The following is a 21,680-nucleotide window of genomic DNA, read 5'->3' on the forward strand; positions in this document are numbered from 1 at the left end:
CGCCACCTTCGGTAATCCGTCAGGCAGATTTCTGGGAGCGCCGATAACTGAGCTGAGCCCGTGGTATGGGGCGAAGGCCGTTGACTTGTGCGCGCCCGGCGATCCGGTTTGCGCTCCAGGCGCGCTCCTGACGCTGCCTACGCACGACGAGCTGTTTTCGCCGGAGCACCTATCCTATCTGCACAACGGGATGCCAAGTCAGGCCGCAACTTTCGTGGCGGGCCGTCTCTAACCGCACCAATGACCACGGCGGCAGGTGGCGGGTTCTCGCGTACTGCCGCCTTCACGCACCTGCTACCCGCCTTCGGCAAAGAAAGTGTACGACCGCCGCTTGCTATCGCCAATGACCGCGATTCGCCGTGACAGACAGGCTGCCAACCGACCTGGCGCATCGCTAATCTGTTGCGGCACAAACCATCACAAGCTTACGGGACAGGCGTCAGGCATGCCATTGGTCCGTCACGGAGCGAGCCGGACAAAGCCCGGTGACGGATCCGCCGGAGCGCCACCGCCGGTGCCGCCGGTGCTACCACCGCCGCTGCCGCCGTTGCCGCCACCGCCATTGCCGGCGCCGCCATTGCTGCCACCACCGCCACTGCCGGGTGCACTCCCCGGCTGAGGACCAACAGCGGGAGGCTCCACCTGTTGCGGTGGAGGCGGCGGCTGTTGCGCTGGAGGCGGCGGCTCTTGGGGTGGGGGCTCCACCACCTGTTGCGGTGGAGGCGGCGGCTTTTGCGCTGGCGGCGGCTGTTTCGGTGGAGGCGGCGCCGCCACGGCCCGGTGTGGTGTCCGGATCTGCGCCGCTGGCGGCGATGTTGCCGGAATTTGCGGTGGATCGGGATCGGTGATCTCCCCAGAGGGAACGGCTGCGATCAGCGAGGCAAACACCGCCGTCCGCATGTCCGGGACGCCCCGGTGCATCGACTCGTTCCATCCCGTGCGATTAGCCCTGATCGAAGCAATCTTGCCTTCATCGTAGGGGCAGTACGCCCCCACTGCCGCGGTGATGAAGCGAGCCTCGGTGCGCGCGAGGCGTCCGGGGGCGTATTCGCGCTCGGCCGGGTCGATCCCAAACGCATTGTTGACCATCGCGTCCACCAAGCCGGCCGCCGGCATGCCGGCGTCGAGTGTGCGACAAACGTCATGGGCCGTGTCGATGAGGCTCGGCACGCCCCGGAGCGCAGGGATACCTTCTTGATCCAACAGCGCCAAGAACCGGTCGTCTTGGTTCGCATCGGCCGCGGCTGCACCGCTTCGCACAATTGCGGCGCCAGTTAGCACCACGATTGCGGTAACCAGTGCACCGGAGTGGCCTGTGACGCCGATGAACATGGAGGGGCATCCGTCCTTGATAGGGCCGTCAGTAACGGCGAATTGATACCTAGAGCAGATACGTGCGCCGTGCCTCCGGTTCCACGGCGCACGTTGCCGAAACACTGCCACACGTTGATCCGTTTACTGCTTGTTCATCTTTTGTTCATCATTACGTTTCATGATAAGCCACCGCGATTCCGCGGTAAACAGCCAATTTCTTCCGGCGAGCCGCCCAATTCAAATGCACTGTCGTGCAGGAAGATAGACAAGCAATCGGTAATGCCAGAGTCCTCGACCGTTGGGTACCGAAAGCTGCTCAACCCGGCTCCTGCCGCTAACAAGCGAGCAGCACAGCAGTTGTTAGCAGTCGATCTCCGCATGCAGGTCGAATTCGGCGAAGGTAGCCGACACGTTCTTCCGCAGCTCATCTTTGGTGTTCGGCCGGCCGAGAAGATAGGCAGAGATCCTGATGAACATCTTCCCGCTGCCCCGTCCCGAACCCAGGAAGAGTTGTCCACCCATGGCCTCGAGCGTGCTCTTCTTGATATCCGGCTCGAGGTTCCTCAGGTACGCGTAGTCGGCATCTGTGCCGTCGGGCCGGTTCGCCGCCGGGGACAGGTCCCCGACATTGGAGCAAGTGACCGGAAGGGTGGAACCACCGGCCGCCATCCCCGCCACCTTCCGGGCCGCCCACACCGGTGTCAGCGCCGCCAGCGGCAGCGGCGCCAGCCACTCGTTGTCGGGGTCCTCCATCGCCGCGAGGATTCCCTGCGTGATCTTGGCTTGCATGTCCCCGAGGTTCGTCGCCGCGGGCGTGGGGTCGACCGTGACGTCGACACTCGTCAGCGCGTTGCCACGGGTGTCGCCTTCCGTTCGTAGCGACACCAGGAATCGTAAGGTGACGGTGCCATCGTCTTGAATACGCCCGACCCGCACCGCGAGCCTGCACGCGATTCCGGCCACGAGCGAGTTGCTGCTTGCACCAAGGCTTTTCGCGCGGGCATCCCATTCCGCCAGGTCTACGTACGCGGTCAGGGCGGGCACCTCTACCGTCTGATCGCCATTCGACGTTCGGGGGGAAGGTGGCGCGGCCTTCATCGACGATTGGAGCTCCCGCCGATCGCGCCGGGCCCTCCGCGCCACGGCGCCCAGTGCGTGCGCGACGTCGGGCAGGTCCTTGACGGCCTGCCGCAGGTCCTCACGCAACGCCCGTCGCAGCGGGCGGGACTTTCCTGGCCACCAGCGGTGGCTTTCAGATGGCCATTGACGCGCTGCCGGAGCTGCGGCGTACTGGTCGTCAAACCCTGGTCGTTTGCCCACTGCGAGGCGACGCTACAGCAAACTCCGGTAAAGAAAATAGATTCAGCCGTTGATTTTGCAGCGAAGACAGGTAAAGCAACGGATAAACGCATAGCTCAGCGTGGGTAGCAGCGGAGCTAAGGTGCGAAGGCTTTTAAAAAGTATCGCACTCGCTATATCCTCGGCGATTGCCTTCGGCGAGATGGGGCGTTCTCGCATTAACGTCGCAAAGGACGGCCAAGCCTCATTTGACCAGCGTATCTCGGTAGGCCGTAGCCCTTCCGGGGCCTCGTTGATCCGTGCTTGCCGACTCGGCGGGTACACATCTGTACCTGACTCGGACGCACGAAAAGTGAAGCGGCTTTCCTACATTGCCTCAATCTTTGGCGAAGCAGAACATCCGGTAAGAGACCTCGCCGTTTTCCAGACGACGGTAGGTCAACGAGCCCGACCCGCCGGCAAAATCGTCGGCTACTTTGCGCAGAGACTCAATATTCGGCAGACGACGAGTGAGTTGGTCCAGAAGCCGGTTCTTCTCCAGCCCGCGCATAACCTCAGCGTTGATGACCCGTTCCGACACCAGCCGCATGGGGGCGTCGGCAAGCACCGCGTCCCACGCGGTGACTGCCTCGGCGTCCCGGATATCCGCGTACAGGAAATGCCCTCCCGGGCGCAGTACGCGCGCCACTTCCGTGAGGAATCGGGCGAAGTCAAGGTAGTGGAGCCCGGCTTCAACATTGATCACCACGTCGAAAGACTGATCGGCGAAGGGCAGGCTCTCGGCGTTGCCCTGCACGAAGTCCATGCCGGGCAGATTGTGCCTCTTTCGGCAGAACTCTATGCCTACTGTGTTCAAATCCAGGCCCGTGTAGGAGGCCGGGTGCAGAGTCCGCATGAGATAGGAAGCACCGCCGCCGTGGCCACAACTGACCTCCAGCACTTTTTTGCCGCTGATATCCACCTGGGTTGCCGTGCGGTGGTAGAGCTGGATCGGAAACCTGTCGGGCTCATCGGACGCCGCCAGCGGCACCGCCATCGGCGGATTCTCCTCATATCCGTAATTGAGGAATAATACGTCGTCTCTGGTGAGCAGGCGGCTGAGAAGGCGGTAGCCGTACTTGAAGCGCAAATTCAAGAGCTTCAGGAAGATTGGGTTGCGATTCAGCCGGTGGATGAGCTTTTCGGTGGGCGTACGTTGCAGCGCCATCGGGGCAGTATGACACGAACGCACCAGGGAACATAGCCAATCGGCCAAAGGGCCCATCCGCCGCGCCTAGCGACGCTGCATCCCATTGGTCGATCAGCGTGGACAGCTTCTCAGCCAATCCTCCCCTCCGCGTTCGACTTGCGTCAAACGTGCCAGGCCGCGGAGCTAAGCGACGTCGCCTCCGGCACGCGCAACTCTGGGCGCACAGCTCGCCGGCGCGCGGAAGCTAACAACTCCTTTTCGGGCGAGTTTTCGCATTCGACGCCGCGCGGTTGATGTCGCGATCAAGAGGTTAAGGGCGTATTGTGGGCTCTCGCAACTGTTTCGGTTCGCCTTTCGCGCACCGTGCGCGTCAGCTCTGATTAATTGAATGAATCAGCCTGGCGCACTGAGTCGGCGGTGCCCGCGTCTATTAGCAGTCGATCTCTGCAGTCAGACCGAATTCGGCGAGCGCACGCGAAACGATCTCGCGGAGTTCGTCTTTAGTATTTGGCCGGCCGGGAAGATATCCATAGATCCTGACAAAGATCTTCCCCAAGCCCCGCCACGTGGCCAGAAACAGTTGCCCACCCATGGCTTCAAGCGTGCTTTTCTTCATATCGGGCTCGAGATTTCTCATGTACACATAGTCGGCATCCGTGCCGTCGGGCCGGTTCGTTGCCGGGGGCAGGTCACCGAGATTGGAGCAAGTGACCGGAAGGCTGGAACCGCCCACCGCCATCCCTGCTACTTTCCTGGCCGCCCATAATGGTGTCATCGCCGCCAGCGGGAGTGGCGCCAAGAACTCGTCGTCGGCGTTCTCCATCGCCGCGAGGATTGCTTGCGTGATTTTGAGGTGCATGTCGCTCAGATCCGTCGCCGCGTGCGTCGGGTCGACCGCGACGTCGACGTTCGTAAGCGCATTGCCACGGGTGTCGCCTTCGGTGCGCAGCGATAACATGACTCGCAGGGTGACTGTTCCGTCGTCAGCAACACGTCCCGCCCCGACGGCGAGTCTGCACGCGAGTCCTGCCGCAAGCGAGTTGCTGCTTGCACCAAGGCTTTTTGCGCAGGCATCCCATTCCGCTAGCTCGACGTACGCGGTCAGGGCAGGCATCTCTACGGGCTGATCGTCGCCGGCCGTCCGCGGCGATGGTGGTGCCGCTTTGATCGATGATCTGAGTTCTTGGCGGTCGCGTCGGGCCCTTCGAGCCACGGCGACCAACGCCCGCCGTACCTCGGGCAGGTCTTTGACGGTTTGCCGAAGATCCTCACGCACTGCCCGCCCGCGGGTACGCGATCCCGCCGGCGGATAGCCCAGATTGTGCGTCCTGCCCTCAGCGGCATCGGCTATCGCCTGGACGAACGCGCCCGCGTCGGCGAGGGTATGCGTAACCACCAGGCTTACCGCGGTCCCGCCGTCCTCGAGCGGAAGCGCACCGAGATGCCAGCCGGGTCCCCACTCCGGATCAATGGGTAGGCGCGCCCGCTCGTCGGCCCATGCGCTCACCTCGGCGCGCGGCCGCGGCGTCGCGGCGAAATCGATGTTTTCCGACGCCGGAGCCAAGACCCAGTGATCCCGCGCGAACGGTACCGGAGACCGTGCGATCCTGCGTCCCAACAACCCGCGTCCAAGATTGCGGTGAAAACGCCGCAACCCATCGACATCGACGGCACGGTCGTATATCCAGGTGACCTGGATCAGCGCGCCGTGAACCGCTCGCAGCGCAAGAAATGCTGCTTGATCCAAGTACGCGAGGGTGTTGTCCACCGGCTCGTCGCCGCGCGTGCTCACCACCTGCCCCGCTGGGACCACAGGCGCAGCGGAGTCAGTCAGCAGGCCGGCTAGGTGGGTAGCGAGCGTGGCGGGGGTGGGATGGTCGAGGACCAGGGTTGCGGGCAGGGCGAGGCCAGTGTGGTGATTGAGGGTGTTGCGCAGTTCCAGGGCGGTCAGCGAGTCAATACCCAAGGCTTTGAAGGGACGGTCGGGATCGATGCCGGCCGGGTCGGGATGGGCCAACACCGCAGCGGTGGTGGCGGTGACCATCGTGGTGAGGGTGTCAAGCAGTTGCCGCGGGGTTTGGGTGGCCAACGTGGCGGCCAGTGTGCAGGGGCTGGCAGTGGCGGCTTGGCGGCGGATGGTGGTCAGGGCGGACAGGATCGGGTCTAACGCGTTGTGGCGTGCGTGGCGGTTCAAGGCGCCGGTGTTGAACGGACTGGCCAGCAGGTTGGGCCGCTGACTTGTGAGGGCGGCGTCGAAAAGGGCCAGTCCGTGCTCGCCGGTGATCGGGGTTAGGCCTGTGCTGGTCAGGCGGGTCAGGTCGGCCGTATTGAGGTGCGCAGTCATTCCGGTGGGGGTCTGCCAGTAGCCCCAGGCCACACTGGTGGCCGGCCGTTGGGTGCGGTGGCGATAGCGGGCCAGCGCGTCCAGGAATCCGTTGGCGGCCGCGTAGTTCGCCTGCCCGGGGCTGCCCAATATTCCCGCAGCCGAGGAGAACAACACGAACGCGGCCCGGTCGCGATCGGCGGTCAGGTTATGCAGATGCCAGGCGGCGTCGGCTTTGGCGGCCAACACCGCGTCGAGTTGTTCGGGGCTCAGTTCGGTCACCACCGCGTCATCGAGGACGCCGGCGGCGTGGATGACCGCGGTCAACGGGTGGCCGGCGGGGATGCTGTCGAGCGCTGGGGCCAGTTCGGCGGGGCTGCTGGCATCACAGGCTGTGATGGCGACGTGGGCACCCAGCCGGGTCAGGCGTTGTTGCAGTTCGTCCGCCCCGGCAGCAGTGGGCCCACTGCGAGACACCAGCAGCAGATGCTCGATGCCGTAGTGGGTGACCAGATGCTCGGCGACGAGCGCCCCCAGCATCCCGGTCCCACCGGTGATCAGCACCGTGCCGTCGGGGTCCAACGCCGCAGACCGGGCGGCGGCATCCGGCCGGGTCAGGCTCCGGGTGCGGGCCAGGCGGGGGATGTGCACGACACCGTTTCGCAAAGCCAGCTGCGACTCGCCCGTTGGTCGCGCCGAGGCGAGGGCCAGCAGGTCGTCCTCGGTGGCGGCGGTGTCGTCCGTGTCGACCAGAACAATTCGGTCCGGGTGTTCGTTTTGGACGGTGCGTAGCAGCGCCCAAACCGCGGCATGCGCCAGATCGGGCAGCCCATCATCAGCGCTGACGCTCACCGCATGACGGGTGAGGACGATCAGGCAGGCCTTGGCGGTGTCGGTCCGGGCCAGCCACGCCTGAACTTGGGCCAAAACGTGGCGGTTCAAGGTATGCAGTCGCCGCAGCGGTTCGGCCTCCCCGTCGGTGCGGGGTAGCTGCCAGATCACCTGCTCCGGGCAGGGGGTCAAGGTGGCTAGGTCCGTGTGAATCGTGCCGTGAGACAAGCTGGTTGGCAGCCGCTCGGGTGAGTCGGTGCACACCGTCGGTGGTTGGGCCGCCGACTGACGGGGCAGGCCGGGCACCGATGACCAGGTGACCTCGAACAAGCTGTCGGAGACCTGGGCTGCCGAGGTCGGCCTGCCGATCCGGTCGGAGACGGCCCGCAAAGTCAACGCGTCGATGGTGATCACCGGTGCGCCGGTGGGGTCGGTCGCGTGCAGGGCGAACGTGTCCTCGCCAGTGCGCGTCAGTTCGATGTGCAGCTGCGTGGCCGCGGTGGCATACAGGATGACGCCGTTCAGTGCGTACGGAATGCGCGGCGACGCCTCGCCCGTGCGGTCCGACACCCGGGCCAACGGCTGCAGGGCAGCGTCTAGCAGCGCGGGGTGGATGCCGTAGCGGGTGACGTCGGTCCCGCCGGGCAACCCCACCTCGACGTAGACGACGTCGGGTTGGGCGGGGTCGGTGCCGATGCCCCGCAGCGATCGGAACAGCCCGCCATAGCGGTAACCCTGTTGGGTCAACGGTTCGTAGAAGTCGTCCTGGTCGAGGGCCTCGACAACCGGCGCCGGCATGGGCGGAGGGCCGGCGGCGGGCTGCTCGGCTGTCAGCGCGCCCCTGGCGTGCAACGTCCATGCCCCGGGATGCCGATCGCCGGTACGCGAGTGCACGTTGAACGGGCGCCGCCCGTCTTCGAGCGGATGCACCAGGATCTGCAGGTCGGTCGGCGCTTGCTCCGACAGAGTCAGGGCATCTTCCAGCACCAGCTCATCGATCACTGGACAGCCGGTCAACTCACCAACCCGCAGGAGCACCTCGATGAACCCCGCCGCCGGGAACACCACGGTGTCGTTGATCTGACAGCCGACCAGCCAGCTCTGGGTGCTGGGCGAGAGCCGGCCGCTGACCATGACCCGGTCCTCTTCGGCTAGTTCGACGACGGCGCCCAACAAGGGATGTTCTGCGCGATCCAGGCCGAGCCCGCCGGCGTCGCCGCTGGGGGTGGGGGCCAGCCAGTAGCGGCGGTGCTCGAACGGGTAGGTGGGCAGCCCGACGGTGCGCGCGTGGGGATACAGGGCCGACCACGACGGGCTGTGGCCGTGATTGTGCAGCTGGGCCAGCGCGGTGGCCAGGCTGTCCTGGTCGGGGCGGTCCCGGTGCAACGTGATGACCACCGCCGACTGGGTCCGCCCCGCGGCCTGGGCCAAGGTGTCGGTGATCGCCGGCGCCAACACCGGGTGCGGGGACAGCTCCACGAACGTGCACTCGCTGGCGGCCAGCCGCTCGACCACACGGTCATGGAACCGTACCGGCTCACGCAGGTTGCGGTACCAGTAGTCGGCGTCCATCGTGGTGGTGTCGAGCGGATCGGCCGAAAGCGCCTGCCCCACTGTGGAATACAGCGCGATGCGCGCGGGTACCGGGGTTAGGCCGGCCAGCCCGGCCAGGAGGCGCTCACGTGCCGATTCCACCTGGGCGGAGTGCGAGGCGTAATCGACCGCGATGTGCCGGATGTGGACGCCGTCCCTATCACAGGCCGCGGTGAACTTCTCCAGCGCGGCGGGGTCGCCGCTGATGATGGTGTGTGACGGGCCGTTGATCGCCGCGATGCTCAGCGCCTCGCCCCAGGGTTGCAAGCGTGGGTGCAGTTGCTCGGCGTCCAGCAGGACCGACGCCATGCCGCCGGTACCACGCAGGTCGCTCAGTGCTTGGCTCCGCAGTGCCACCACCTTCGCGGCGTCGGGCAAGGGAAGCACCCCGGCGATGTACGCCGCGGCGATCTCTCCCTGGGAATGGCCGATCACCGCGTCGGGGACGATGCCGTAGCTCGCCAACACTTCGGCCAGCGAAACCATCATCGTGAACAGCACGGGCTGAACCACGTCCACTCGGTCCAGCGCCGGTGCCGTTGGGTCCTGACGCAAGACGTCGCGCACCGACCAGTCCGTGAAGGGGCGCAGCGCGTCGTCGCAGGCATCGACGGTGTCGGCGAAGACGCGGTGGTGTTCGTAGAGCTCGCGCCCCATGCCCGGGTATTGGGCGCCCTGCCCGGGCAAGACGAACACGGTCTTACCCCGCAGGTGGGGCAGGTAGTGGTGGCTGGTCAGCTGCGGGTGGGGATGGCCGGCGCGCAGGGCATCCAGAGCGTCCAGCACGTCATCGCGCGGATCGGCGCTGGCCACCGACGCCGTGATGACTGCCCGATGGGAGTGGTGGGTGCGGGTGGCGCCCAGGCTGTAGGCCACGTCGGTGAGGTCCAGGTCGGGATGGCGGACCAGATGCTGATGCAGCCGGTCGGCCTGCGCGCTCAACGCTGCGGGGGTGCGCGCCGAAACCGGCCACATCCGCAGCCCCAACTCGACACCGTGATCGGTTGGCTCGGCCGGTTCGGTCGCCGGGGCCTGTTGCAGGATCACGTGCGCGTTGGTGCCGCTGATCCCGAAAGACGATACCGCCGCGGTGCGGGGATGATCGGTGTGCGGCCAGGGCACCGGGTCAGTGAGTAGGCGCACAGTGCCAGCTGACCAGTCGATGTGCGGACTGGGACGGTCGACGTTCAGCGTCGGGGGCAAGCTGTCGTGGTTGAGTGCCTCGACCATTTTGATCATTCCAGCGACGCCGGCGGCGGCCTGGGTGTGGCCGATGTTGGATTTGATCGATCCCAGCCACAGTGGGTTTGCTGCCCCGCGTGCGGCGCCGTAGGTGGCGATCAGGGCGCCGGCCTCGATCGGGTCGCCCAGGGTGGTGCCGGTGCCGTGGGCCTCGACGACGTCGACCTGATCGAGCGCGACACCGGCGTTGGCCGCGGCCTGGGTGATGACGCGTTGTTGCGCGGGCCCGTTCGGGGCGGTCAACCCGTTGGAGGCGCCGTCTTGGTTGATCGCCGATCCCGCGATGACCGCCAACACCGGGTGGTTGTTGCGCTGCGCGTCGCTGAGCCGTTCCAGGACCAGCACCGCGGCCCCTTCGCCCCAGCCGGTGCCATCGGCGTTGGCGGAGAACGCTTTACAACGCCCGTCAGCGGCCAGCCCCCGCTGCCGGGCGAACTCGGTGAACACCGAGGGCGTGGTCATCACCGTGACACCGCCGGCAAGAGCCAGAGCCGACTCGCCGTTACGCAAGGACTGACACGCCAAATGCGCGGCCACCAACGACGACGAGCAGGCTGTGTCGACGGTGATGGCGGGGCCCTTCAGCCCCAACGCGTAGGCGATACGCCCGGAGGCCACGCTGGTGGACCAACCGGTGAGCCCGTATCCCTCCGAACTTTCCGAACCGCCCGCACCGTAGGACTGCGACCACGCCCCGACGAAAACCCCCGTCTCAGAACCCACCAAAGCCGCCGGATCGATTCGGGCGGTCTCCAACGCTTCCCAACACACCTCCAGCAGCAACCGCTGCTGAGGATCCATGGATTGGGCCTCCCGCGGCGAGATCCCGAAAAACTCCGCGTCGAACCCGGCCGCTCCCGCCAGGAATCCCCCAGTGCGGGTGTAGGTCTTGCCCACCGCATCGGGATCGGGATCGAACAGAACCGCCAGGTTCCACCCACGGTCGGCCGGAAACTCCCCCAGCGCGTCGGTGCCGCTGGCCACCAGATCCCACAACGCCGCCGCCGAATCCACCCCGCCGGGGAACCGACACGCCATGCCTACCACGGCAATCGGCCCGTCTAGTTCCTCCCGCGAGCCCACCCGCGGAGCCGCCGCAACCGATCCGCTCAGTAGCCGGCCCAGGTGGGTGGCCAACTCGTCCGGGGTGGGGTAGTCGAAGGCCAGGGTGGGTGGCAACGCCAGCCCGGTTGCGGTTTTGAGGCGGTCAAGCAACTCCGTCGCTTTTACAGAGTCAAATCCCAAATCCTGAAACGGGCACTCGGGGTCGATGTCGTCGGGGCTGGGACGGCCCAACACCGTTGCCACCTGCGAGCACACCACGCCCACCAGCAGGTCCTGTTGCTGCTGCTGCAGCGTGCGGAGGCGCTGCGCCCATCCCGAGTCGGCAACGGTGCCCGCATCGGTGTCATCCGCCTTGCGCTGCACCGGCCGGCGGAGTTGCGCGTCCAAGCGGGTGAACTCATTACGCAGATACCGCTGTAGCGAGTCCTTTCGTCTGACCTTGCCGCTGGTGGTCAGAGGAATCGAATGTGGGGGCACCAGAACGAGATCCGCCACGCTCAGACCGTGCGACCTCGATATCGCCGAGGTGATTTCACGACTTACGACGCCGAGCCTCTGCGCGGCCTCTTCGGAATCGCCACCCGCCTTGAATTCGACGATGGTGACCAGCTTCTCGACGCCGTCATCATCCGGAACCGCTATCGCCACGACGCGGCCCGCGGTGATCTCCTGGATCGTCGCCTCGATGTCGTCGGGGGCGTGGTTGCGCCCGTAGACGATCAGGAGATCCTTGATGCGGCCGACGATGAACATCTCGCCCTCGGAGAAGAAACCGAGGTCTCCGGTTCTCAGCCACGGCGCCTCGGGTGTGCCGACCGACGGATCGACAAGCGTTGCACCGAAAGTGCGTTCGCTTTCTTCAGGTTTCTGCCAGTAGCCGGAACAGACGTTGTCGCCGTGCACCCAAATCTCACCGACCGTTCCCGGCGGACACTCGGTTCTGGTCTCGGGGTCGACGATGCGCACCGTCTGCGACCGCGGCATGCCGTAACTGACCAGCGGTATGCCGTCTCCGCTTGCGCACCGCTTCGCGTCGCCGGCGGTCAGTTTCTCGGATTCGAAGAATACGGTTGCCGGCGCGTGACCGGTTTCGCGCGTTGCCACGAAGAGCGTGGCTTCCGCGAGACCATATGAGGCCCGCAACGCCTCGGGGCGAAGATTGAATCGGGCGAACCGCTCGGCGAAGCGCCTCAGCGTCGGGGGGTTTACGCGTTCGGCGCCATTGAGGATGTTGCGGACGCCATCGAGGTCAAGCCCGGCGAGATCTTCGTCTGACGTTTTTCGTGCCGCCAATTCGAAAGCGATGTTCGGCCCCGCCGAAAATGCATGACTGTTGCTTGCCAGCAACTGCATCCACCGCGCTGGTCGCTGCAGAAACGACGCCGGGCTCGTGAGCACGGCGCGAAATCCACCTATGATCGGGACGGCGATACTCAGAATCAGACCCATGTCGTGAAAGAACGGCAGCCACGACACCAAAGTGGTGTCCGGCGGAGCAATCCCATCCTCGTAGTAGGAGGACATGATGTGTTGGCAATTGACCTGAATGTTCTTGTGCGAGACCACGACGCCCGCTGGCGCGCGGGTCGACCCGGAGGTGTATTGCAAATGCGCAACGCTCGGCAGGCTCTCGGCCTCGGCGGCGGGTCCTGGCTCAGAGTCAAGGTCGAGCAAATCGACCTCGACGACTGATGGTGCGCGCTCGCCGGGCTTTGACTTGATGTGCTCGGCGATGTCGCCTGCGACAGGGGATGTCGTGAGGATGGACGATGGCGACGCGTCAAGCAGGACCGCACCGACGCGTTCGTCGCCGGCGCCACGCTGCGGAAGCGGCAGCGGAACCGCGATCTGACCGGCCTGTAATGCGCCCAGGAAGCCAAGAAGGTACTCGAGTCCTTGCGGCGCCAATATCACCACGCGGTCGCCGGTTGACCCGCAAGCTTTGAGCTCCCGTGCGATGTTCAGCGTCCGGCGATACAGCTGCGACCACGTCAGGCTCTCCGCAACCCCCGCCGGGTCCTGCTCGTAATCGATGTACGTAAAAGCCGTCTCGTCGGGCCGCAGAAGGGCCCGCTCGCGCAGCACAGCGGGGATGGGAGACTCAACCACAGCGCTTGACGATACCCATGAACAGACAGGGCGTCGGCAGAATCGGCGCGCCCCGGAAGAAACTGCGGTCGGGGCAGAGCCGCCGCGTTCCACCGTGACGGCGCCGAGCGCGGAGGCTATTAGACAGATGCCTACCAACGATCGTCAAGCAAGCGAAGCCCGGCCTCGGACGTGCGCATGCCGCCAGGCGTCGCGGGCAGGTGGAGCTTCATGACTTCGATCAGGTGACGCCCGACATCGTCGAGCGCAGCTGTCGACTGAGTCGCCAGCGCAAGGATGACCGCGCCTTCGATGGCGGCGACGGTCAACGTCGCCAGCGAACGCGCGGTGGCAGGATCGGCGCCGGACCTGACCAGCCGATCGGCGAGGATCGTCTGCCACTCGTCAACGGCCGCGCGAGCCGCCTCTGCGGCGGCGGGCGCCTCAGACCGACCGAGGATCGCTGCCACGATGGGGCAGCCTGCTTGCATCTGTGTCGCGCTCAGCTGCGCCTTCCATGCATCGATGAAGGTCTGGACCGCCTGCGCGGGGTCACCCCCGTCGTCGGCTGACCCGATCACCGTGGTCAACTCCCGTCCCGCCACCCGGGTGGCTTCCGCGACGAGTTCCGCTTTGCCGCCGGGGAAATTCAGGTAGACGGTTCTGCGGGCGACGCCACTGTCCTCGAGCAGCGCGTTGAGGCCGGTCCCGGCGACGCCTCGCCGTCGCACCAATCCCGTGACACTCGCGATGAGGGCGTCTCGCGCGGACATGTTTCGCCACCTTCCGGGCTTCTCGGGCCGTTCGCTTGAACTATACCGATCGGTCTACTAGCCTTGCCAGCAAGCATCCCGACTTACGGAGACCGCCATGACAAGCACCAGCCCCGACAAAACGCTGCGAAAGTTCCGCAGAGAGCGTGCGCTCGGACGCTATCTCCTCAATCCGGCGGTACAGGGGTTGAGCAGACTGGGGGTGCGCACCGCATTGGCCACCGAACTGGAGACCGTCGGCCGCAAGAGCGGCCAGGCACGCCGCGTTCCCGTGTCGGCGCAATTCGACAACGACGGGGCGTGGGTGATCTGCCAGCATGGCACCCGGTCCGGTTGGGGCAGAAATATCGCCGGCAATCCGAATGTCCGTATGCGACAGGGCAATCAATGGCGCGCCGGCGTCGCGGCATTCAGGCCAGATGACGACGTCGTCGCGCGCGGCCGAAAGTTCGGACGACTGGGAGCCAGGATGGTAAAGGCCTTGGAAACGACTCCCGTATCGGTGCGGATCGACTTCACCGACTAGCAACCCTTTCGCGGAGATGTCCGACCTTCCTGTCCGCCTTCTGCACCGCCGCGCTGCGCATTGGATGCTCCTCGTCTCGATGCCGCATCGATGGGTGCTCGCGCGAGCTGACCTGAGCATCGGCGCAAGGGTTTGAGGGATTCTCAATGGATTCTTCGCGGGGGCTACCCTTACCTGGGTCTCGCCGGGAGCCGACAGCGAACGCGGAGGTACCGATGACCCAGCCCGATCTCGTCCTGTTCAGCGTCGACACTCACGTCGCGCTCATCACCGTGAACGATCCCGACCGGCGCAACGCGCTGACCGACGAGATGTCGGTGCTCCTGCGGTCCGCCGTGGAGCGGGCCGAAGCCGATCCCGACGTGCACGCCGTCGTGGTCACCGGCGCGGGCAAGGCGTTTTGCGCTGGCGCCGACCTCAGCGCCTTGGGGGCCGCCGGCGGCGGGGCGGCGGAGTCGGGGCTGCGGCGGCTCTACGACGGCTTCATGGCCGTCGGCAATTGCCGCCTGCCGACGATCGCCGCGGTCAACGGCGCAGCCGTCGGCGCGGGCCTGAACCTCGCGCTGGCCGCCGACGTGCGCATCGCCGGGCCCGGCGCGCTGTTCGACGCCCGGTTCCAGAAGCTCGGGCTGCATCCCGGCGGCGGCGCGACCTGGATGCTGCAGCGCGCGGTCGGTCCGCAGGTGGCGCGGGCGGCGTTGCTGTTCGGGATGCGCTTCGACGCCGAAACCGCTGTCCGGCACGGCCTGGCGCTCAGCGTCGCCGACGACCCCGTCGCCGCGGCGCTGGAGCTGGCAGCGGGACCCGCGGCGGCCCCCCGCGAGGTGGTGCTGGCGACCAAGGCGACCATGCGCGCCACGATCGACCCGGGATCGCTGGACAGCGAGCAACACGACCTCGCGATGCGCACCGAGCTCGGGCCGCAGGCGTCCTCCATCCAATCGCCGGAATTCGCAAGCAGATTGGCGGCGGCGCGCCGCACGTAGCGGGCGGCGCCAGCCGCGAACCGAAACCAGGCACTCGGCGCCCCGGACGACCTACAGGTCCAGCACCGCGGTCTCGGGCGACTCGATGAGGTCCCTTAGCTCGCAAAGGAACCGCGCCACCTGGGCGCCGTCGGCGACGCGGTGGTCGAACACGCACGTCAGCGTCATCGTCGACCGCACGGCGACCTCGTCGCCGACGACCACCGGGCGCGGCCTGATCGCCCCCATCCCCACGATGGCGGCTTCGGGGTGGTTAATCACCGGAACGCCGTCATCCAGGCCGAGCGCCCCGAAGTTCGACACCGTGAAGGTCGAGCCCGTCAGCTCGACCGGCGTCAGGGTGCCCTCGCGCGCGCCGCTGATCAACCCCGCCGTCCGCCCGGCCAACTCGCGAGTCGTCATGTTCTGCGCGTCGGCGATCACCGGGACCAGCAGCCCGCGGTCGGTGGCCACACCGAACCCCAGCTGCACCCCTCGATGGACGTGCACCCGGGGGCCTTCGGGCGAGTCGACCCAGGTCGAGTTGAGAATCATGTTGTGGCTCAGCGCGATTACGAGCAGCCGCAGCGTCAACACGAACGGCGTGATCTCCGGGTCCGCGGACCGGTCGCTGAGCCGAAGCAGCGCGGTGCAATCCACCTCGACGCCGGCTTTCGCGGCCGGAATCTCCTTGTGGGACAACGCCATCTTCTCCGCCATCCGGGCCTGCACGCCGCGGACCGGCCGAACGTCGTCTCCCGTCCCGTGAGCGGCCGCCAGCACGTCCGCGCGGGTGATCACCTCGCCCGCGTCGCGCCGCAGCGAGGCGAGATCGACCGAGAGCTCCTTGGCCAGCTTGCGCACCGGCGGGGCGGCGAGCGGCCGGCCGGAGCGCCGGCTGGCGTCGATGCCCGCGTCGGCGCCGTAGCCGACCAGCGTCGGCACCGCGGCCGCCCCGGGTGCGGTGTCGATGCGGACCAGCACCGCACCAACCTTGAGCACATCGCCTTCGGCACCGTTGGTTTCGACGATTCGTCCGGCGTACGGGCTGGGGATCTCGACCTCGGCCTTGGCGGTCTCCACCGAGCACAGCACCTGGTTGAGTTCGACGTCGGCGCCGACCTCGACATACCAGCACGACACCGTCACCTCTCCGAGTCCCTCGCCAAGATCGGGAACCCGGAACGCCTCAACCCGCTCGGTGCTCACGGCAGGCTCAGCGCGCGCTCGACGCAGTCCAGCAGCCGGTCGGGGCCCGGCAACCACAGGGCCTCCAACCGCGCCGGCGGGTAAGGCGTGTCAAAACCGCAGGCGCGCAACACCGGTGCCTCCAGTTCGTAGAACATCTCCTCCTGGATGCGCGCGGCCAGACCGGCCCCGTAGCCCAGGCCGCGCGGCCCTTCGTGCAGCACCACGCAGCGCCCGGTCCGGTGGATCGAGGCGGCGACGGTGTCGAAATCCAGCGGGACCAGCGACCGCAGGTCGATGACCTCCAGGCTCCAATCGCGCCGACGCTGCGCGTCTTCCGCGGTGGCCACGGCGGTGTTGACCAGGCTGCCATAGGTCACGACGGTGACGTCGCGGCCGGGCCGGCGCACCGCGGCCCGCCCGATGGGCGGTTCGGGCCGGCCGGTGTCGACCACGCCGCGCCCCTGGTAGCGTCGCTTCGGCTCCAGGTACATGACCGGGTCGGGGCAGGCGATCGCGTGGCGAAGCAGCCAATAGGCGTCGGCCGGACTGGACGGCACCACCACCTTCAAGCCGGCCGTGTGCGCCCAATAGGACTCTGTGGAATCCGAATGATGCTCGGCCGCACCGATTCCGCCGAACGACGGGATCCGCACCGTGACCGGCATGTTGATCTCGCCGCGGGTACGGGTGCGGTACTTCGCCAGATGGCTGACCACCTGGTCGAAGGCCGGGTAGGAGAACCCGTCGAACTGGATCTCCGGCACCGGCACGAAGCCGCGCAGCGCCAGGCCGACCGCGATCCCGATGATGGCGGACTCGGCCAGCGGCGTGTCGAAACACCTTGCCTCACCGAATGTTCCGGCCAGCCCCTCGGTGACCCGAAACACCCCGCCCTCGACCGAGACGTCCTCCCCGAACACCAGGACCCGCTCGTCGGCGGCCATCGCGTCGTGCAGCGCGCGGTTGAGCGCCTGCACCATGGTCAACGATTGCGCGCCGAGCGCGACGCCGGCCGGGGAGTCGGCGAGCTGGGTCATTCGAGCCTCCGCAGCTCGGTCCGCAACTGCCGGCGCTGCGCCTGCAACTCGGGTGTGATCTCGGCGTACACGGTGGTGAACACCTCGTCGACGTCGAAGTCCGGCGCATCGAACACCGCGTCGCGCAATTCGGATCGCATCCGCTTCGCCCGGGTGGCGACGCGCTCCTCCAGGCGTTCGGACCACAACCCCAGGCCCCGTAGATAGGTGCGGTAGCGCGGAATCGGGTCCAGTGCCGCCCACCGGTCCACCTCGTCCTGGGTCCGGTACCGGCTCGGATCGTCAGAGGTGGTGTGCGGGCCGAGCCGGTACGTGACCGCCTCGATCAACGTCGGGCCGCCACGGGCCCGGGCGCGGGCGGCGGCCTCGGCCATCACCGCGTAGCACGCCAGGACGTCGTTGCCGTCCACCCGGATTCCGGGCATCCCGTAGCCAATCGCCTTGTGCGCGATGGAAGGTGCGGCGGTCTGTTTGGACACGGGCACCGAGATCGCCCACTGGTTGTTCTGCACATAGAACACGCACGGCGCGACGAACACGGCGGCGAAGTTCAGCGCCTCGTGCACGTCACCCTCGCTGGTGGCGCCGTCGCCGAGGAAGGCCACCGTCACCGAATCCTCGCCCAGGCGTTGCGCGGCCATCGCCGCGCCGACGGCGTGCAGGGTCTGGGTGCCGATCGGAATCGACATCGGGGCGCAGCATTTCCCGGTGAATTCCAGGCCGCCGTGCCAGGTCCCGCGCCACGCCGCACCGACGTGGCCGGGCGGGATGCCGCGCACCAGATACGCGCCGAGCTCGCGGTATTGGGGAAACAGCCAGTCGGTCTTGCGCAGGCAGGCCGCGGCGCCGACCTGCGCGGCCTCCTGGCCGCGGCAGGACGCGAACAGCGCCAGTTGCCCCTGGCGCTTGAGGTTGACGAACTCGGTGTCCAGCTCGCGGGTGACCACCATCATCTCGTAGAGCCAGCACAGAGTCTCCGGCGGAAGGTCGCGGCCGTAGCGGTTTTCGGGCGTCGGCGCGCCGTCGGCGGCGACGAGTTGCACCGGATCGAGGTCGACGGTCATCGGCGTCCGAGTCATCTCCGCCATACCGCCTCCTTGGCGATCCGCGAGACTGGCGTATCCCCCATTATGCGCCCAAATGCGAAGACACCGCGTTGATCACGGCCACGGCGAAAACGTGTCGCGCGTCAGCCGGACGCGGGCTCCCCCGCCCGCCGCAGCAACATCGCGGCGTGCTTGAGCACCGGCGAGTCGACCATCTGCCCTTCGAACGCGAAGACCCCGCGTTCGGACCGCGCCGCAGCCAGCACCCTTCTCGCCCAGTCCAGCTTCTCCTCGCTGGGGCGATAGGCCTCCCGCACGACCGGGATCTGGCTCGGGTGGATGCAGACGGTCCCGTCGAATCCGACGGCGACGGCGTCGTCGGCCTCCGCCCGCAGGCCCTCGATGTCGCGGATGTCCAAGTGCACGGCGTCGAGCGCGATCCGCCCGAACGCGGACGCCGCGAGCAGGGTCGCCGACCGGACGTGGCGGGCGACGTCGCGATAGGTGCCGTCGGCCAGCCGGGTCGAGCTGCCGCCGAGCGTGGCGACCAGGTCCTCGGCGCCCCACATCATGGCGGCGGTGCCGTCGGCCGCGGCGATCTCGGTGGCCAACACCGCGCCGCGCGGGGTTTCGATCAGCGCGACGACCTCGCGCGGCGCCAGCGCGGTCACCTGCGCGGCCGATTCGGTCTTGGAGAGCATCACCGCCGTGTAGGGGGTGTCGGCCAGGGCGTCCAGGTCGCGCGCCTGCTCGTCGGTGTCCGTCGCGTTGATCCGCACCACCGTGCGCCCGGGGTCCAGCGGGGTCTCCCGCAGGGCCTTGCGGGCGGCGGCCTTGTCCGCTTCGGCCACGCCGTCCTCGAGGTCGAGAATCACCACGTCGGCCGCGGCGGCGGCCTTGGCGAAACGCTCGGGACGGTCGGCCGGGCAGAACAGCCATCCCGGTCCCACGCCGCGCAGATCCATCAGGACTCCCCCGCGGGCCGCTTCCGCACCAGCGTGGTCCGCGCCGCCCACGCCACCACGTCGCCGTGCTGGTTGCGGCCGGTGTGCTCGAGCGTGACTATCCCTTCACCCGGCCGGCTCTTCGACTCGCGCTTGCCCGTGCACACCGTCTCCGCGTACAGGGTGTCGCCGTGGAAGACCGGCTTGGGAAACGACACCTCGCCAAACCCGAGGTTGGCGACGATGGTGCCGAGGGTCAGCTGCGTCACCGACAGCCCCACCAGCGTGGAGAGGGTGAACATGGAGTTCACCAGCCGCTCGCCCCGAAACCCGGGCTGCTCGGCGGCCCAGGCCGCGTCGAGGTGCAGCGACTGGGTGTTCATCGTCAGCGTGGTGAACAACACGTTGTCGGCCTCGGTGACGGTGCGCCCGGGCCGGTGCAGGTAGGTCGTACCGACCTCGAACTCCTCAAACCACAAGCCCCGCTGGATGATCGACTTGCCAATCACGACAGCCCCAGCGATCGCGCGATGAGCATCAGTTGCACCTCGGTGGTCCCCTCCCCGATCTCGAGGATCTTGCTGTCGCGGTAGTGCCGCGCGACCGGATACTCGTTCATGAACCCGTAGCCGCCGTGGATCTGGGTGGCGTCGCGGGCGTTGTCCATCGCGGCCTCCGAGGAAATCATCTTCGCGATCGCCGCCTCCTTCTTGAAGGGCTGGCCCGCCAACATCTTTGCGGCGGCCTCGTAGTACGCCGTGCGCGCGACGTGGGCGCGGGCCTCCATCCGCGCGATCTTGAAGCTGATCGCCTGATAAGAACCGATCGGCCGGCCGAACGACTGGCGTTCCTTGGCGTACTTGACGCTCTCGTCGACACACCCCTGCGCGACTCCCGTCGCCAGCGCCGCGATCGCGATGCGGCCCTCGTCCAGGATGGACAGGAAGTTCGCGTAGCCGGTGCCGCGGGCGCCCAACAGGTGGTCCGCCGGGACGCGGGCGTCGGCGAAGGTCAGCGGGTGGGTGTCGGATGCGTTCCAGCCGACCTTGTTGTAGACCGGTTCGACGGTGAAACCCGGTGTGCCGCTGGGCACGATGATCGTCGAGATCTCCTTCTTGTCGCCCGCGAGGGTTCCCGTGACCGCGGTGACGGTGACCAGCGAGGTGATGTCGGTGCCGGAGTTGGTGATGAACTGCTTGGTGCCGTTGATCACCCATCCGCCGTCGTCGAGCCGGGCGGTGGTGCGGGTGGCGCCCGCGTCGGAGCCGGCGCCCGGCTCGGTGAGCCCGAAGCCGGCGAGCGCGCGGCCGGCGGTGAGGTCCGGCAACCACTTCTGCTTCTGCTCCTCGGTGCCGAAGCGGTAGATAGGCATCGCGCCGAGGCCGACACCGGCCTCCAGCGTGATCGCCACCGACTGGTCGACCTTCCCGAGTTCCTCGAGCGCCAGCGACAACGCGAAGTAGTCGCCGCCCATGCCGCCGTACTCCTCGGGGAAGGGCAGGCCGAACAGGCCCATGCCGGCCATCTTGGCGACGACCTCATACGGGAAGCTGTGCTCCTCATCGTGTTTGGCCGACACGGGCGCGACCACGGTGCGCGCGAAGTCGGCCACCGTGTCGCGCAGGTCCTCGTATTCCTTGGGCAGCGTCCCTGTAATGGATGTCGTCATGTCTCGTCCTTGCTTTCTTCACTTTCTTCGCGAGGGCTAAGCCGGGCCAGCACCTGGTCCACCGTCACCTGGTCGCCGACGGAGACCAGCACCTCCACCCGCCCCGAAACCGGCGCGGCCAGAGAATGTTCCATCTTCATCGCCTCGACGACCACCACCCCGTCGCCTTCGGCGACCTCGGCGCCGGATTCGGCCTGCACGGCGATCACGTTGCCGGGCATCGGGCTCACGATCTCGGCCTGCCGCGTCCCGGCGGCGCGGTGAATCTTGTGCTCCTCGGCCTCGCGGAGGTGCCATGTCCCCCGCTCGTCGGCGATCCACAGGTGCCGGTCGGCCTCGGCCCACCAATATTCACGGCGCAGTCCGTCCAGCGTCACGCTCATCCGCGTACCGTCGAATTGGGCACTGGCAGGCCATATTTCGCCGTCGCCCACCTGCACCCTCGCGGAATCGGGCGACCCCCACACCGACACCGTCTCGCTGCGCAACGGGGTCTGCATCGCGGTGCGCACCGGCGCCGCGACACCGCCGACCCGCCATCCCGTCGGCGTCGCCCACGGGTCGCCCCCGGCGCGGCGGCCCAAG

At 67.3% G+C, this 21,680-nt stretch carries 15 protein-coding genes; 3 read left to right on the forward strand and 12 right to left on the reverse strand.

What is annotated here, in order from left to right; genetic code table 11:
• A partial coding sequence (locus VMD50_RS26260) for a cutinase family protein (protein ID WP_325432275.1) occupies window positions 1-232 on the forward strand: 232 nt, incomplete at its 5' end.
• Window positions 233-459: 227 nt separating this feature from the next.
• Here VMD50_RS26260 and VMD50_RS26265 read toward each other — a convergent pair.
• From VMD50_RS26265 to VMD50_RS26285, 5 genes are all read right to left on the reverse strand, one after another.
• Window positions 460-1,332: a DUF732 domain-containing protein gene (locus VMD50_RS26265; protein WP_325432277.1), complete on the reverse strand. Its 873-nt coding sequence runs from the start codon at window positions 1,330-1,332 to the stop codon at window positions 460-462.
• 342 nt (window positions 1,333-1,674) lie between these two features.
• Entirely contained in the window at window positions 1,675-2,520 is an 846-nt protein-coding gene (locus VMD50_RS26270) for a hypothetical protein (protein ID WP_325432279.1), read from the reverse strand.
• Between the two features lie 469 nt (window positions 2,521-2,989).
• Window positions 2,990-3,820, reverse strand: a complete 831-nt coding sequence (locus VMD50_RS26275; RefSeq protein WP_325432281.1) for a phthiotriol/phenolphthiotriol dimycocerosates methyltransferase — start codon at window positions 3,818-3,820, stop codon at window positions 2,990-2,992.
• A 412-nt stretch (window positions 3,821-4,232) separates the two neighbouring features.
• On the reverse strand, window positions 4,233-12,965 hold the full coding sequence (locus tag VMD50_RS26280) for a fatty-acid--AMP ligase (RefSeq protein WP_325432283.1): 8,733 nt from the start codon (window positions 12,963-12,965) through the stop codon (window positions 4,233-4,235).
• A gap of 131 nt (window positions 12,966-13,096) precedes the next feature.
• Window positions 13,097-13,717: a TetR/AcrR family transcriptional regulator gene (locus VMD50_RS26285; RefSeq protein ID WP_325432285.1), complete on the reverse strand. Its 621-nt coding sequence runs from the start codon at window positions 13,715-13,717 to the stop codon at window positions 13,097-13,099.
• 97 nt (window positions 13,718-13,814) lie between these two features.
• Here VMD50_RS26285 and VMD50_RS26290 point away from each other — a divergent pair, with 97 nt between their 5' ends.
• Both VMD50_RS26290 and VMD50_RS26295 read left to right on the forward strand, forming a co-directional pair.
• The gene (locus VMD50_RS26290) at window positions 13,815-14,243 is read left to right on the forward strand and encodes a nitroreductase family deazaflavin-dependent oxidoreductase (RefSeq protein ID WP_325432287.1); all 429 of its coding nucleotides are present in this window, start codon (window positions 13,815-13,817) and stop codon (window positions 14,241-14,243) included.
• Window positions 14,244-14,458: 215 nt separating this feature from the next.
• A complete protein-coding gene (locus VMD50_RS26295; RefSeq protein WP_325432289.1) occupies window positions 14,459-15,229 on the forward strand; it encodes an enoyl-CoA hydratase in 771 nt (256 codons plus the stop codon).
• Window positions 15,230-15,280: 51 nt separating this feature from the next.
• Here VMD50_RS26295 and VMD50_RS26300 read toward each other — a convergent pair whose 3' ends face one another.
• From VMD50_RS26300 to VMD50_RS26330, 7 genes are all read right to left on the reverse strand, one after another.
• The gene (locus VMD50_RS26300; RefSeq protein ID WP_325432291.1) at window positions 15,281-16,417 is read right to left on the reverse strand and encodes a dihydrolipoamide acetyltransferase family protein; all 1,137 of its coding nucleotides are present in this window, start codon (window positions 16,415-16,417) and stop codon (window positions 15,281-15,283) included.
• Window positions 16,414-17,436: a 3-methyl-2-oxobutanoate dehydrogenase subunit beta gene (gene bkdB, locus VMD50_RS26305; RefSeq protein WP_325432293.1), complete on the reverse strand. Its 1,023-nt coding sequence runs from the start codon at window positions 17,434-17,436 to the stop codon at window positions 16,414-16,416. Before bkdB ends, VMD50_RS26300 begins: the two co-directional genes overlap by 4 nt.
• On the reverse strand, window positions 17,433-18,524 hold the full coding sequence (pdhA, locus tag VMD50_RS26310) for a pyruvate dehydrogenase (acetyl-transferring) E1 component subunit alpha (protein ID WP_325432295.1): 1,092 nt from the start codon (window positions 18,522-18,524) through the stop codon (window positions 17,433-17,435). The genes bkdB and pdhA overlap by 4 nt, the downstream gene beginning before the upstream one ends.
• Window positions 18,525-18,625: 101 nt before the next feature.
• Window positions 18,626-19,447: an HpcH/HpaI aldolase/citrate lyase family protein gene (locus VMD50_RS26315; protein WP_325432297.1), complete on the reverse strand. Its 822-nt coding sequence runs from the start codon at window positions 19,445-19,447 to the stop codon at window positions 18,626-18,628.
• On the reverse strand, window positions 19,447-19,935 hold the full coding sequence (locus VMD50_RS26320) for a MaoC family dehydratase (RefSeq protein ID WP_414686181.1): 489 nt from the start codon (window positions 19,933-19,935) through the stop codon (window positions 19,447-19,449). The genes VMD50_RS26315 and VMD50_RS26320 overlap by 1 nt, the downstream gene beginning before the upstream one ends.
• Complete coding sequence (locus tag VMD50_RS26325) at window positions 19,932-21,095, reverse strand: acyl-CoA dehydrogenase family protein (RefSeq protein WP_325432299.1); 1,164 nt, start codon at window positions 21,093-21,095, stop codon at window positions 19,932-19,934. Before VMD50_RS26325 ends, VMD50_RS26320 begins: the two co-directional genes overlap by 4 nt.
• On the reverse strand, window positions 21,092-21,680 hold a 589-nt coding region (locus VMD50_RS26330), incomplete at its 5' end, for an acyl-CoA carboxylase biotin carboxyl carrier protein subunit (protein ID WP_325432301.1). The genes VMD50_RS26325 and VMD50_RS26330, both read right to left, overlap by 4 nt.

The sequence above is a fragment of the Mycobacterium sp. genome (assembly GCF_035506235.1).
Classification (GTDB): Bacteria; Actinomycetota; Actinomycetes; order Mycobacteriales; family Mycobacteriaceae; genus Mycobacterium.

What these genes read in the sequence shown, in the direction of transcription:
- VMD50_RS26315 (WP_325432297.1), bottom strand. Translation starts at nt 19,447, where the DNA reads ATGGATCTGCGCGGCGTGGGACCGGGATGGCTGTTCTGCCCGGCCGAC.
- pdhA (WP_325432295.1), bottom strand. Translation starts at nt 18,524, where the DNA reads ATGGCGGAGATGACTCGGACGCCGATGACCGTCGACCTCGATCCGGTG.
- VMD50_RS26325 (WP_325432299.1), bottom strand. Translation starts at nt 21,095, where the DNA reads ATGACGACATCCATTACAGGGACGCTGCCCAAGGAATACGAGGACCTG.
- bkdB (WP_325432293.1), bottom strand. Translation starts at nt 17,436, where the DNA reads ATGACCCAGCTCGCCGACTCCCCGGCCGGCGTCGCGCTCGGCGCGCAA.
- VMD50_RS26275 (WP_325432281.1), bottom strand. Translation starts at nt 3,820, where the DNA reads ATGGCGCTGCAACGTACGCCCACCGAAAAGCTCATCCACCGGCTGAAT.
- VMD50_RS26285 (WP_325432285.1), bottom strand. Translation starts at nt 13,717, where the DNA reads ATGTCCGCGCGAGACGCCCTCATCGCGAGTGTCACGGGATTGGTGCGA.
- VMD50_RS26290 (WP_325432287.1), top strand. Translation starts at nt 13,815, where the DNA reads ATGACAAGCACCAGCCCCGACAAAACGCTGCGAAAGTTCCGCAGAGAG.
- VMD50_RS26295 (WP_325432289.1), top strand. Translation starts at nt 14,459, where the DNA reads ATGACCCAGCCCGATCTCGTCCTGTTCAGCGTCGACACTCACGTCGCG.
- VMD50_RS26265 (WP_325432277.1), bottom strand. Translation starts at nt 1,332, where the DNA reads ATGTTCATCGGCGTCACAGGCCACTCCGGTGCACTGGTTACCGCAATC.